At 62.9% G+C, this 13,894-nt stretch carries 11 protein-coding genes; 4 read left to right on the top strand and 7 right to left on the bottom strand.

Annotated elements, in window-relative coordinates; all coding sequences use genetic code 11:
• The first annotated feature begins 1 nt into the window (after position 1).
• The 4 genes from GA829_RS16780 (at position 2) to GA829_RS16765 (ending at position 4,147) form a co-directional block, all read left to right on the top strand.
• Complete coding sequence (locus tag GA829_RS16780) at positions 2-1,006, top strand: xanthine dehydrogenase family protein molybdopterin-binding subunit (protein WP_195173834.1); 1,005 nt, start codon at positions 2-4, stop codon at positions 1,004-1,006.
• A gap of 9 nt (positions 1,007-1,015) precedes the next feature.
• The gene (locus GA829_RS16775) at positions 1,016-1,897 is read left to right on the top strand and encodes an AAA family ATPase (protein WP_195173833.1); all 882 of its coding nucleotides are present in this window, start codon (positions 1,016-1,018) and stop codon (positions 1,895-1,897) included.
• A gap of 226 nt (positions 1,898-2,123) precedes the next feature.
• Entirely contained in the window at positions 2,124-3,260 is a 1,137-nt protein-coding gene (locus tag GA829_RS16770; protein ID WP_195173832.1) for a vWA domain-containing protein, read from the top strand.
• Complete coding sequence (locus tag GA829_RS16765; protein WP_195179695.1) at positions 3,260-4,147, top strand: amidohydrolase family protein; 888 nt, start codon at positions 3,260-3,262, stop codon at positions 4,145-4,147. Before GA829_RS16770 ends, GA829_RS16765 begins: the two co-directional genes overlap by 1 nt.
• A gap of 219 nt (positions 4,148-4,366) precedes the next feature.
• On the opposite strand, the gene GA829_RS16760 is transcribed toward GA829_RS16765, so the two are convergent.
• From GA829_RS16760 to GA829_RS16730, 7 genes are all read right to left on the bottom strand, one after another.
• On the bottom strand, positions 4,367-4,774 hold the full coding sequence (locus GA829_RS16760; RefSeq protein ID WP_195173831.1) for a carboxymuconolactone decarboxylase family protein: 408 nt from the start codon (positions 4,772-4,774) through the stop codon (positions 4,367-4,369).
• Positions 4,775-5,139: 365 nt separating this feature from the next.
• Positions 5,140-6,636 carry a sugar ABC transporter ATP-binding protein gene (locus tag GA829_RS16755; RefSeq protein WP_195173830.1) on the bottom strand — a complete coding sequence of 499 codons (1,497 nt, stop codon included), beginning with the start codon at positions 6,634-6,636 and terminating at the stop codon, positions 5,140-5,142.
• Positions 6,636-7,691 carry an SMP-30/gluconolactonase/LRE family protein gene (locus tag GA829_RS16750; protein WP_195173829.1) on the bottom strand — a complete coding sequence of 352 codons (1,056 nt, stop codon included), beginning with the start codon at positions 7,689-7,691 and terminating at the stop codon, positions 6,636-6,638. Before GA829_RS16750 ends, GA829_RS16755 begins: the two co-directional genes overlap by 1 nt.
• Positions 7,688-9,811 (bottom strand): ABC transporter permease, encoded by a 2,124-nt coding sequence (locus tag GA829_RS16745; protein ID WP_195173828.1) that lies wholly within the window; start codon positions 9,809-9,811, stop codon positions 7,688-7,690. The genes GA829_RS16750 and GA829_RS16745 overlap by 4 nt, the downstream gene beginning before the upstream one ends.
• 256 nt (positions 9,812-10,067) lie before the next feature.
• Complete coding sequence (locus GA829_RS16740; protein ID WP_195173827.1) at positions 10,068-11,093, bottom strand: sugar ABC transporter substrate-binding protein; 1,026 nt, start codon at positions 11,091-11,093, stop codon at positions 10,068-10,070.
• A 62-nt stretch (positions 11,094-11,155) separates the two neighbouring features.
• Positions 11,156-12,142 carry an ABC transporter permease gene (locus GA829_RS16735; RefSeq protein ID WP_195173826.1) on the bottom strand — a complete coding sequence of 329 codons (987 nt, stop codon included), beginning with the start codon at positions 12,140-12,142 and terminating at the stop codon, positions 11,156-11,158.
• A gap of 271 nt (positions 12,143-12,413) precedes the next feature.
• Positions 12,414-13,862, bottom strand: coding sequence for a DHA2 family efflux MFS transporter permease subunit (locus tag GA829_RS16730; RefSeq protein WP_374940356.1), 1,449 nt, complete (start codon positions 13,860-13,862; stop codon positions 12,414-12,416).
• Between the last annotated feature and the right edge of the window lie 32 nt (positions 13,863-13,894).

Genomic DNA, 13,894 nt, shown 5'->3' with positions numbered 1-13,894 from the left:
AATGGCGATCAGGCGCGGACGCGGCGTCGCCGCGATCAACTATCCCACCGGGATGAATCTTGGCGGCGACCCGACCCAGGCGCTGGTCCATTCGACACCGACCGGAAATTTCATGGTGACGCTTTCCAGCGTCGATCTCGGTCAGGGCATGAAGCAGATCATGGCGCAGATCTGCGCCGAGACCATCGGCGTGCCGACAGACCGCGTCGTCGTCGACACCGCCGACACCGACACCGGCCCGCACTGCATGGGCACCTTCGCCTCGCGCGGCACGCACCGCGCCGGCAACGCCGTCATCCAGGCCGCCAAGGAGGCACGCCAGGTCATGCTGGAAGTGGCGGCCGAGGAACTGGAAGTGAACGCCTCGGACCTGGAGACCGATGGTCAGGGCAACATCCTGGTCAAGGGCGCTCCGCAAAAATCCATCTCGATCTTCGATGTCGCGCTGTCGGCGCATTTCAAACGTGGCCGCTCGATCTCCGGGCGCGGCATGTTCCTCATCCCGCGCTCCTATCCGGAAAAGGAAACCGGCGCGATGAAGCCGTCGACCTGCTACGCCCATGCCTGCACCGTGGCCGAAGTGGAGGTTGACGACGAGACCGGCGAAGTCACCGTGCTGACCGTGAAGAACATCTTTGAGATCGGCCGCGCGCTGAACCCGAAAATGGTCGAGCAGCAATTGGTCGGCGGCTCCTGGATGGGCATCAGCCACGCGCTCTACGAAACGACAGAGCCCTATTATCCCAACCGCGATCATGGCGGCACCGACTTCAACCAGTATCTGATGCCCGGCCCCGGTGACCTCGCCGAGACCGAGATCATCGTGCTGGAGCGGCCCTCGGCCGACGGACCCTACGGCGCCAAGGGACCGGGCGAGATGTGCGCCAACCCGCAGATCCCTGCGGTCGCCAATGCCGTGTTCGACGCCGTCGGCGTGCGCATCGATACGCTGCCAATCACGCCCGAGCGCATCTTGCGGGCGCTGAAGGCGCAAGCGCTGAACTGAGTGGCCGACATGCCGGAAACGAGCGCCGAAACTGTCGCCACATCGCCAGAGGCGATAGCGGAGCGCCTGGCCGCTTCGCGTTACCTGGCCGACGAAAGCCTGGCGACGGCAATCTTCCTCGCGATCCGTCTGGGCAAACCCCTGCTGCTGGAAGGCGCGCCCGGTGTCGGCAAGACCGAAGCGGCGAAGGCGATCGCGCAATTGCTGGGCCGCGATCTGGTGCGGCTGCAATGCTATGAAGGCATCGATGCCGCGCACGCGCTCTACGAATGGAACTACCAGCGCCAGTTGCTCGCCATCCGCCATGCCGGCGAGCACGAGATCGATATCTATGACGACCGTTTCCTGATCGCCCGACCGCTGCTGCAGGTGCTCCGGGCGCCTCGGCAACGCGTACTCCTGGTCGACGAGATCGACCGCTCGGATCATGAATTCGAGGCGTTGCTGCTGGAATTCCTGTCCGACTTCCAGATAAGCATTCCAGAGCGCGGCACCATCCGTGCGGAGGCTCAACCGATTGTCATCCTGACATCGAACCGCACCCGCGAACTCGCCGAAGCCCTGCGCCGCCTCTGCGTCTACCACTGGATCGGCTATCCCGACGCCGAGCGCGAGGCCGCCATCATCATGCTGCGCGCCTGCGATGTGGCAGAGGCCACGGCACGCGCCGTGGCGGCGGCGGTACAGACCATCCGCGCCCGTCCGCTCGCCAAGCCGCCCGGCATCGCCGAAGCGGTCGAGTGGGCCAATGCCGCCACCATTCTCGAAAAGGGCGGCAGCCCGTGGCCGGAAGCCTTCCGCCGCGCCATCGGCGTGCTGATCAAGGACGAGGAAGACCTCTCCTACATCGCGCCCGAACTTGGCCGCATCGTCGAGGAGGCGCTGGCGTGAGCCGCGACCTCAACACCCACTTCACGGCGGGGCGGCCAATTCCGTTACGCCGGCGGGACAGCGCCCCCCTCTGTCCTGCCGGACATCTCCCCCTCAAGGGGGGAGATCAGCTGTCATCGCGGCTTTCGCTAATCCCCAGCGCTGCAGAACCAAGCCAAGCATCGAAGCTGCCAATCTCCCCCCTTGAGGGGGAGATGTCCGGCAGGACAGAGGGGGGCGCGAAGGAATGATGCGGGGAGAAAGCCTGCCTCGCGCCGCCGCACCGTTCCTCGGCTTCGCCCGGCTGCTGCGCCGCCATGCCTTCGCCATCGCGCCGGAACAGGCGACCAGCTTCATGCAGGCGGTGACCTTGCTCGGGCCCCGCTCGATGAGCGACATCCGCGAGGCCGCGCTCGCGACGCTGGCGCCCTCGCCCGATCGCCATATCGAATTCGAGGCACATTTCCGCAGCCACTTCTATGGCGATGCCAAACCGTCGGTCGAAGGCGAAGCCGACGAGGAAACTCGCATCAAGGACGATGGCGGCATGGACGAGCGAGAGAGTGAGACCGAGCGGCGCGAGGAAAGCGGCGAGCTATCCTCCGCGCTGGAGCAACTCAGTGCCCGCGACTTTCAGCGTGCCGACAATGGGCTGGCCGCCTTCCGCCGCAAGCTCACTGCCGCCTTGCCCGTCCGCCGCTCTTTCCGCACCGTGCGCGCGCATCTGCGCGGCAAGCTCGATCTGCGCCGATCGCTCAGGGAAATCGTCAGTGCCGATGGCGATGTCCCCTCGCCGCTGTTGCGCCGCCGCCAGACAGTGCCGCGCAAGCTGCTGATCCTCATCGACGTTTCGGGGTCGATGAAACTGCACACCACCGACTACCTGAAGCTGGCACATGCAACCGTCCAAGGCGCCGATCGCGCCGAGATCTTTACATTCGGCACGCGGCTGACCCGCATCACGTCAGCATTGCGCATTCGCGACCGCGACCAGGCGCTGGCCCGCGCGGCAAGCCAGGTAGACGATTGGGACGGCGGCACACGCATGGGACCGACGCTGCTCGCGTTCCTCTCGGTACCGCGTTTCTCATCCTTCGCGCGTGGCGCCGCCGTCGTTATCCTCTCGGACGCGCTGGAGCGCGGCGACCATGCGGAGTTGGAGATGGCCATGCGCCGGCTGAGCGCCCGCGCTTTCCGGCTGTCGCTGGCGACACCATTGGCGGGCGACCCGCGCTTCCAGCCTGCGACGGCTGCGCTGCGCGCCATCCTGCCGCTGCTCGACGATCTGGTCGACGGGTCGTCCATTGCGAGCCTCACCACTTTCATCCTGTCGCTCGCCCGCCCGGCTCCCGCGGCCGAGGCAATCTGGAAAAGGGTTTCGTGATGCAGAAGGCTATCGACGCGCATTTCCACATCTGGCGCCAGCAGGATCAGCCCTGGCTGGTCGGACCGATGGTGCCGCGCATTTTCGGCCCCTACGAGCCGATCCGCCGCGACTATCCCATCACGGAATTTCTAGGCGATCAGCAGGGTTCCGGCGTTGAGAAGGCCGTCTATGTCCAGACCAATTGGGCCAAGGAGGATTTTGAAAAGGAAGTCGCCCTCCTGCAGAAAACCGCTGATGAAACTGGCTGGCCTCACGCCATTGTCGGCTATACCGACATGACGGTCGACGACATCAGGCCGCAGATAGACCGGCTGAAAAAATATCCGCTGCTGCGCGGCGTGCGCATGCAATTGCATTGGCACGAAACACCGGCCTTCCGCTTCGCCGCCTCGGCCGACCAGGTCATCGATCCAAAAGTCCGAGCCAATGTAGCGCGGCTGAAAGACTACGGCCTGTCCTTCGACCTGCAGCTTTTCCCGGCCCAGATGAAGGATGGGCTGACGCTGGTCGGGGAGAACCCTGAAACGAACTTCATACTGACCCATGCCGGCATGCTGACCGGCATGGAGCCGGAAACATCAGACGCCTGGAAGGCCAGCCTTCGCACGCTGTATGAAGCGCCCAATTTCTACGCCAAGCTGTCCGGCCTTGGCACCTTCGCCCACCGCAACGACTCGGCGCTGATCGCCTACATCGTCGACAACGCCATCGAAATCCTGGGCAGCGATCGGCTGATGTTCGGTTCGAACTTCCCGATCGAGAAACTGTGGACCAGCCACGCCGAACTGATCACGGCGCACCGGGCGGCGGTGGCGAAACATGGTACGGCTGCGGAGGCGGACATCTTCTGGAACACGGCGGAGAGGGTCTATCGGCCGGTGTAGGGAGCGTAGCGCCGACCTTCTCTTCTCCCCCTGTGGGAGAAGGTGGCCGAGCGAAGCTCGGTCGGATGAGGGGTGTTGGACAGATCTCCGCCGTTGGGAAGCAAGTACTTAAAATTACTCGATATTATCGCTCCGCGTTCCTTCCAACACCCCTCATCCGTCTCGGCGCTGCGCGCCGATCCACCTTCTCCCACAAGGGGAGAAGGAAAATCCCGCACCTCACTTCACCTCGAACTGCGGATCGACGGGGATTTGCATTGCCGTGACCAAATGGTTGGTCTGCCCGGCAAGCCCGATGATCGAAACCAGCTCGCCATGCTGCGCGTCGGTCATGCCCTTGGCGCGGGCGGCTGCGGTGTGCGAGTGGACGCAGTAGGAACAGCCATTGGCGGTCGATACCGCGATGTAGATCATCTCCTTGGTCAGCGGATCGATGGCGCTGTCGGCGACCATCACCACCTTGAGCTGTTCCCAGATCCGCTTCAGCGCCGCCGGATCATTGGCCAGACCCCGCCAGAAATTGTTGACGAAATCCGATTTGCGCGTCGCCCGGATGTCGTCGAACACGGCTTTCGCCGCCGGGATTTTCTCCACCTCGGCATCGGTCAGAAGTTTCGTCGTGGCCATGGTGATTTCCTTTCGTTTGAACCGTTGGTGAATTGAATCAGATGTTGAGCAAATGCGGCCAATCAGTTCGACTGATTCAGTTTCTGGCGCGGGGTGGGGCAGAACCTTGCAGGTTGGCCGAAGCACCTCATCGTCGTCATCCTAGGGCGGAGCAGCCGCGAAGCGGCGTCGCGGAGACCCTGGGATCCATGCCGCGACATCAGCCGAGGCGTGCAGCGATGCAGAATTCGGCAACGTAGCGGCGCTTCCGAGTCCCGGCATGGATCCTGGGGTCTGCGCCGCGTCGCTTCGCTCCTTGCTACGCCCCAGGATGACGAAGAGACAGGCGTTTTCGCCAATTGTCGACATACGCACCGGCCAGAAATCTAATGCACCGCCGCGTACATGATTTTCTCCTCCGTCGCCTCCGCAGGCGAAAACTCCTCGACAATACGGCCTTGCCGGCAGACCAGAATGCGGTCGGACAGGTTCATGATCTCCGGCAGGTAGGACGAGATGACGACGACGGCCAGGCCCTCATCGGCCAGCCGATTGATGATCTGGTGGATTTCGGCAATGGCGCCGACATCGACACCGCGCGTCGGCTCGTCGAAGATGACGATGCGCGGCTGCTGCACCAGCCCCTTGCCGATCACCACCTTCTGCTGGTTGCCGCCGGACAATTCAACGACGCGCGCATTGTCGTTGATCGCCTTGATGTTCAGCGTCTTGGTCCACTCGGCCGACAGCGCACGCATCTCCTGCGCATTGATCACCCAGGCCTTTTCACGGCCGGCCGCCAGCAGGCCGCCGAACAGGTTCTCGGCAATGCACATCGTCTCGAAAATGCCTTCGCTCTTGCGGTCCTCGGTAACATAGACAATGCCGTCCGCCACGGCCTCGCTCGGCACGAGATAGCGCACCGGCTTGTCGTCCAGCTCGATCGTTCCGCCACGCAAAAAATCGCGCTTGTAGATGCCCGACACAATCTTGAACGTCTCCGTGCGGCCCGACCCGATCAGCCCGAACACGCCGGTGATCTGGCCCTCGAAGATCGAGAAGGAATTGTTGCGCACGACATTGCTCATCGAAATGTCCTGCACCGAAAGCACCTTCTTGCCGGCCTTGCGCAGCCTCGCCTCGTCGCGCTGCCGGTAGAGCTGGCCCGACAACGTGCGCCCCACCATGGCGGCGACAATCTTGTCGCGGTCGAAGGCTGACGTGTCGTCGGTGATCACCAGTTCGCCGTCGCGCAGGATGGTGATGCGGTCGGCAATATCCAGCGCCTCTTCCAGCGCATGGCTGATGAAAACGATCGACACGCCACCCGCCTTGAGCCGGCGGATCAGCGCGAAGAAGTGCCGCTTCTCTTCCGGCGTCAGCGTTGCCGTTGGCTCGTCGAAGATGATGATCTCGGCGTTGTGGTGGACGGCGCGCGCAATCTCGACCATCTGCCGTTTGGCCGCGCCCAGCGTTGCCACCATGGCGTTCGGGTCGACCGGAAAATTCAACGACTGCAGGAATTGTTGCGCCGAAATGTAAGTGCCGCGCAGTCGGTTGAGGAACTTTTCCGTGCCGAGATAAAGGTTCTGGGCAACCGTCATCGACGGCACCAGACTGGTTTCCTGGAACACCATGGCGATGCCAGCCTCGAGCGCCGCGTGCGGCGACGCATAGGCGATCTCGGCACCTTTGTGGAACATCTTGCCGGAGGTGGCGTCGACCACGCCGGCGATGATCTTGGTCAATGTCGACTTGCCAGCGCCGTTCTCGCCGAGCAGCGCGTGGATCTCGCCCTTCCTGAGATCGAAGCTGACATTCTTCACCGCCGGCACGCCGCGATAGTTCTTGGTGACATTCTCCAGGCGAACGATCGGTTCCATCAAAAACCTCCCGACGCGAGGTCGACCGACAGCACGCAGCCACCGCCTTTGGACGCGACGAACAGAAGCCCATCTCTCTCCGCCACACTGCAGATGCCGTGGCGCGTGCCGTTGGCGCGGCTGTGCAGGCTGAATTGCGGCTGCATGTCCCGGTCGAGCCGGACCACCAGCCCGTAAGAGCGGCTGGGCGACCACGGCTTGTGGATGCCCATGGTGCGGATACCGCCGCATTGCAGCGGCTCGAGGAAACTGCGGTTCGAGGCGAGCGCGGGCGCGATCCAGTAGGCCGGCGGCACTTGGTCGATCATGTCTCGCCGGTAGTGGGTTTCCTGCAGCACGAATTCGATGAGCCGGTTGCGCGGCGCGAACAGGCTCAGCCACGCTCCCCCGTCACTGGCTGGCGTCAGCCGTGCCGGATAGCCGGGCAGATGCGTCAACACGGTCGACCGGCTCCCGGTCGCGCCATCGAAGCGGACGAGTTGGTGACGCCAGCTTTCCGCGACCAGCACATCCCGCCCCATCGGGCGAAGACCGTAAGGAAACGCGATGTCGCCAGCCATTTTCTGAAAGCCGATGGCGCCCGGCCCGCATTTCCACAGCGAGCCCGACACACCCTTTTTCATAAGGTCGGCGGCCCATTGCGACGGCGCGTGTTCGGCCGAGCCATTGGCCAGCCACAGTGTTCCATCATCGGCGTAGGCAAGTGCGGTGATGCAGCGGATATCGCCTGGCAAGGAAACCTCCCTGCTCGCGATCAACAGCTTGCCGCTTTCCAGCCCCACCGCCAGTTCGCCCGATGGCGACAGTGCCATCGCCGTGATCGTGGATGGGAAAGTCTCGAACACGGCAAGCTCGCCGCCGGTGGAAATCGCGTGGATAGCATTGCCGCCAGAGGCCAGCAGCCGGCCATCGGCAACCAGCAAATTGTCGGGTTCCACCAACTCGGCGAAGGCCGAGACATCATCGAGCCGCGTGTTCGGCCGAAAGGCGCCATCCAATGGCGGTATGGTGACGGCCTTGCCGCGAAAGATATCCAGGATCGGATCGAGGATCATGATTTCGCCCCCCAATAGGAAGCGGAACTCGTCCAGTTCGGGTCGGCGCCTGATATCTTGTAGCGGCCGACGCGGTTGTTGAGGATGCCGCCGACGAAGAGATAACCCTTGTGCTCGCGCATCGAGGTGACCATCGGATGCGCGCCGCCGGTGAGGTCGCCCATCGCCTCGACAATGCCGCCCTTCTCATTGAATTTCACCACACCGCCGGTGTTGATGTTGGGGAACAGCCATTCGTCCTGCGGCAACCGCCGCGTCATGCGCTTGCGCATATCAGGGTGGCGCAGCGAGAGATCAAAGCTCGGTGTGCGCATGCCGAGCCACGCCATCCAGTAATTGCCGTCCGAGGCACGGTTGATGTTGTCAGGGTAGCCCGGCATGTCGCGGATGACGCATTCTGCGGTGCCGGCCTTCGGCCCTTCCAGCCAGTAGCGGTGCACGCGGCAGGCCCAGCTTTCGGCGAAGAACAGTGACTTGCCGTCATGGGCCATGCACACACCATTTGTGTAGCGGTAGCCATCGAGCAGCGTCTTCGTCGACCCGTCCTTCGGGTCATAGACCAGCAGCCGTCCGGTGGCGCGGTTCTCGATCGAGTCCAGCGCCCAGTCATGGGCATCATAACGCTTGGTCGAGTCGGTGAAATAGATACGGCCGTCTGGCGCGATGTCGCAGTCGTTGGGATCGCGCAGCCGCGCGTCGTCGACGATCGAGGTCCATGAGCGCGACGTCTCCGCCGACAGCCGCTTGACCTCGCGGTCCGGCGACACCGAATACAGGCCCATGGCGCCGACGCAGCTGATCAGGTTGCCTGATTTGTCGAAGGCTAGGCCCAGCGGAAAGCCGCCGATATGAGCGAACACTTCCGACCTGACGTAGTCCGGCGCGAAGAAGCGGACGATCTCGCCATGCCGCGTGCCGCAATAGAGATGATCGTCGCGGTCGAGGATGACGTCTTCCGGCCCTTCCAACTCGCCAAGCCCGATATGGTCGGCCGCCGACAGCCGGTTGTCGAGTTCATAGGGCGTGCCCGAACCGGGCGCCGCCGACTGCGTTTCGCCCATCTTGAGATAGACCGGCGCGACATAGACCTCGTTCAGCACCTTGTGGCGGTTCTTCAGCCAGCGGATGTCGATGGTCACGGCCACCGCCAGCATGATGCCCAGCACCATCTGGTTGGTGCCGGTGCCGTAGCCCAGCCGGATCAGCCCGTTGGTCATGGTCAAGACGATGATGGCGCCCATCAGCCCCTTGATCACCGAGCCACGGCCGCCGCCAAGGCTGACGCCGCCGACCACCGCCGCCGTCAGCGCCATGATTTCGAGGTTGAGGCCGGTACCCGGCCCTGCCCCGCTCAGCCGGCAAGCAATGAGGAAGCCGCCGATCGAAGCGCAGAAGCCGGAGAAAACATATGTCATGAACACGGTGCGGCGCACGCGGATGCCGGCATTGTGCGCCGAACGCCTGGAGCCGCCGACCGCCAGCACATGCCAGCCGGGCCGCGAGCGCGTCAGCGCGATATGGGTGACAATGGCCAGGATGATCGCCAGCCAGACCGAGACCGACAAGCCCCAGAATGTGCTGTCGCCAATGAAGTCGAGCACATCGGATGTCGCGGTGGAGAACTGCACGTCGGCGGCGTAGGTGGTGACCAGGATATCGAACAGGGCGCGGCCGAAGATGAAGGTGACGAGCGTGGTCAGAAAGGCGCGCAGCCTGAGGTAGCCGACGAGGTAGCCGTTGATCGCGCCGAAGAGGAGGCCAGCGGCGAGAGACGCGGCCAGTGCCAGCCAGATCGACTGTTCAAGGATGAAGAAGACGTAGACGGCTGAAAAGCAGGACAGCGCGAAGATCGAACCGACCGACAGATCGATGCCGCCGCCCAGCATCACCACCGTCATGCCGGTAACGACCATGGAGAATTCGCCAAGCTGCCGCGTCGATTCCTGCAGCGAGGTCAGCTTGAAGAAGCCGGGGATGATCGAGCCGAAAGTGGCCAGCGTCACCACCAGCGCCAGGAATGGAATGGCGTTGTCGGTCCAGCGCTTGGTCAGGATCTCGCCGACGACATGGTCGGGCACGAGATTGTAGCGCCAGGACTGGAGGCGTTCACGAAAGGACATCAGGTCACTATTGCAAGAGAAAGAGGGCTGGCTTGTCCCCGGGGAAATTGCTTCGAAGTAACTCTCGATCTCGGCGCCGCCCCTCATCCGCCTGCCGGCACCTTCTCCCCGTATAATGACGGGGAGAAGGGAGAAGCTCCAGCGCTGACGCCCCCCTCTCCCCGTCTCTATACGGGGAGAGGGTAAGGGTGAGGGGCAGCGCAAACCTCAAGCAGTTAGGACAACCCGAGCACCTCATCAGGAGCAAACCGGCGGCTTATTTCGCCGCCGCTTCGGCCTGCAGCGCCTTCAAATCCCAGCAGCTGTCGGGCTTGAGGTCGGCCTTGGTCGTCGCCTTTTCCAGCGTGTAGATATAGGTATGCGACGTGCCTGCCGGCTGGCCGCTCTGCAGCAGGAACTTGATGATGGCGTTCATGTCGCCCGACTGACGGGCAAGGTCGGTCATCACGACAGCGCCGTAGGTGCCGTCCTGCAGCTTGTCGCAATCGGCCGCCTTCTCGCCACCGCCGGTGGTTACCAGGAACACCTTGCCGTCGAGCTTGGCATCGCGGATCGCGGCGGAAGCGCCGGTCGCGTCGCCGTCCCAGAAATCGATGATCGAGCAGATGTCAGGGTTCTGCTGCAACATCGTGGTCGTCACGTTGCGCGAGGTCGTCGCATCCCAGTTGGAGTCGGGCTTGGCCACGACCTTGAAGTCTGGGTTCTTGTCCAGCACCTTCATGATGCCGGCATATTGGTAGAGGCTCGACGAATTGGCCTGATCGCCCTGCACCAGTCCGATCTTCTTCGACGAATTCGGTCCGCAGCCCTTGATTGCGGCTTCTGCCTCGAGCTGGCCCAGACGATCCCAGTCGCTGCCGACAAAGGCGTCAGCAGGGAAGTTCGCCGGATTGTCGACCAGGATGACATAGGTCCCGGCGGCCTGCGCCTTCTTCATCAACTTGGAATAGGAGTTCAGGTCGGGTGCATGGATGATTAGAACGTCAGGCCTGGTGTCCGATGAGATCGCATCGGTAATGGCCTGCGCTCCGGCGTCGACGACCCAGTTCGGATCGCGTGTTTCAAACACACCGCCCCAGGCCTCGACTTCCTTCTTCAGGTAGTGCGCCCAGCCCTGCGCCAGGTCGAAGCCCATCGCCAGCGGCACCAGCATGACGCGTTTGCCTTTGAGCGCCTGCGCGTAGGCGGCCGGGCCTGGATCGTCGGCGGCGAAAGTGGGCACCACGAAGGCTGTGACCGCAAGCGCGGTGGCGGCGGCCATTAATGTCCGAATGAATTTCATGTCAGATCCTCTCGTTTCATTTTTCATTGCCGGCTGACCGTTCGCGATCGCACCGGGTACCCCTAGATGTCGCCTTGCTGTGCTGTCTGTTCGTCGCGTGGATTGATGATGCCGTCGACGATGATGGCGCCGAGCAGGATCGCCGCCTTGATCAGGTTCTGATAGAGCAGCGGAATGTCGATAATGGTCATGGCGTTGAGCAGGATGCCGATCAGCGCCGCGCCCACCAGCACGTTGCGCACCCCGCCTCGCCCGCCGGACAGGCCGATGCCGCCGATCACCGCCACCAGAACGATGTCGTAGAGCAGCGTCGAGTTGACCACGCGCGTGTTGATCGAATGCAGGCTGGCGGCCGTGAGCAGGCCGGCAATCAGCGCCACGAAAGCCGAGAGCACATAGCGCAGCACCAGCATTGGCCGCACCGGAATGCCGATGTTGCGCGCCGCCACCGGATTGTCGCCGGCGAAATAGATGTAGCGGCCCCATTTTGTGTAGCGCAGGAACAGGAAGAACAGGAAAGCCAGGCCGGCGAAGACGAACACTTCGATCGGAACGTCGAGGAAACGCAGGCCGCCCAGCAACTCGACCCAGTGGCCTTGCGGCACCGGCACGGCGTCCTGAGTGATCAGTTGCGAGCGCACATAGCCGAAGGTGAAGGAACCGGTGGCGAGCGTCACGAAGATCGCCGGCACATCGGCATAAGCGACGAGAAAGCCGTTGAGCAGCCCGATGGCGAGCACGCCTGATAGTACATAGGCGAAAGCCAGCCCGTCGGGCGTTCCGGAATTCAGGAGTTGCAGATACCAGGCGACCGACATCGCCATGATCGCCACCGCCGACAGGTCGATGCCCCTGCCGATGATGACGACAGCCATGCCGAGCGCCAGGATGCCCAGAACCGATACCGAGCGCACGATGGCGACGAGATTGTTCGGATCGATGAAACCAGGCAGACCGATCGCAGCGGCAACGAACAGAACCACGGCGATGGCAAAGACAATGCCTTCCTGATTCAGGCTCCTGATGTTCAGCCAGCCGGCCATGTTCATTGCTTGCTTTCACCCCGATGGCAGCGCTGCCATCCCGAAAAACGAAAGCTAATCGGCTCCGCGCCGCTTCGTCAAATGAATCCGCGTTCAGAACCTGGGCTTGAGACGATATTCTTGGAGTGGACGCATCGATTTCCAAAACTGGCGCAATGCCCGGAATCTACAGCACTTTTGGCAATGGCTCGCGCCATTCAAGGCGCACGCGAAATCTCCGCTTCACGGCGAAAGGAGGAGACGGAATTTATCTCCACGATTGCCAGAAAAAGCGACGTCAATTCCTTGAGGCATGGCCGGAAACCTCGGCCCCTGCTGTCGCGGGCAGGATCAGGAAACGGAACGATGCCACCAGCCCGATGGCGCCGATCACCAGGAAGGCGATTCGAAAATCGACGAGGTCGAGCGCGGGCCGGTTCCTCGCGATCTGTGACAGATTGAGGATCGCCGTCGCGCCCGCGACGCCGAACAGCATCGCCAATTGCTGCAGCATACTGGACAAGGTAGCGGCGGAGCTCCGTTGCTCGGCAGCGATATCGGCGAAGGCCAGAGCGTTGAGCGCCGTGAACTGCATCGAGCGCGTCAGGCCGGCAAGCAACATCAGCGCCATTACCAGAACCTGCGGCGTCTGCGGCGAGATCGCTGCGCAGGCCATGATCGATGCGGAAGCGATGACCCCGTTCACGACCATCACCGCGCGGAAGCCGAAACGGCGCAGCGTCGGCGTCGTCACCGTCTTCATGCCGAGATTACCAAGGAAATAGGCCAGGATCATCACACCGGCATCGACCGGCGAGAGACCAAAACCGACCTGGAACAGAAGCGGCAACAGGAACGGCGTGGCATTGATCGCCACCCGGAAGATGGTGCCGGCCGCCAGCGTCGAGATGGCGAAAGTCAGCACCTTGAACGACGACAGGTCGAGCAACGGATGTGCGGCACGATAGAGGTGGCGCACCGCCAGCCAGCCGATGAGAATGCCGGCACCAAGCAGCAGAACTGTTGGCAAGATGCCATCTTCAGGATGGGCGATGCGCTCCAGACCATAGAGCAGGCAAGCAAGCCCCAGTGACGTCAGGAAGAACCCCGGCCAGTCGAGCGGCTTGGGGTCAGCCGCGCGGTCACCGGGGACGAAGCGGGCAACCAGCGCCAACCCGACAAGACCGAGTGGAATGTTGATGAAGAAATTCCAGTGCCAGGACAGGTACGTGGTGATGAAGCCGCCCAGCACCGGCCCGACTACCGGGGCGAACAGTGCCGGCCAGGTGATCAGCGCCGTGGCATTGAGCAGTTCCGATCTGGGAGCGTTGCGCAAAACCAGGATGCGGCCGACCGGCGTCATCAGCGCGCTGCCCACGCTCTGCACGGCGCGAGCGGCGACGAACTGGATCAGGTTCTGCGAAAAGCCGCAGGCGATTGAAGCCAGCGTAAACAGCGCGATGGCGATGAGAAAGATGTTGCGCGCGCCGAAGCGGTCGGCGAGCCAGCCCGACAGCGGCACGAAGACAGCCATGGTCAGCATGTAGACGGTGATGCCGATGCTCATCGCCACCGCCGGTACCCCGAAGGACGCCCCCATCTGCGGCAATGAGGTCGAGATGATCGTCGAATCCAGCAGTTGCATGAAGAAGGCGATCGCAACGATCAGCGCCACACGCCGCGCATTGGTTGCTGTCATTGCCGTTGAAGGCTGTTGCGAGGTTTCGTCTGGCGAAATGGCTTTCATGCGCGGAACCGTCCGGGGAAACTCTCCCATGT

Origin of the sequence: Mesorhizobium sp. INR15 (genome assembly GCF_015500075.1) — a bacterium.
Taxonomy (GTDB): domain Bacteria; phylum Pseudomonadota; class Alphaproteobacteria; order Rhizobiales; family Rhizobiaceae; genus Mesorhizobium.
The sequence above is the reverse complement of the archived record's forward strand: the minus strand, read 5'-3'. Positions and strand labels throughout refer to the sequence as shown.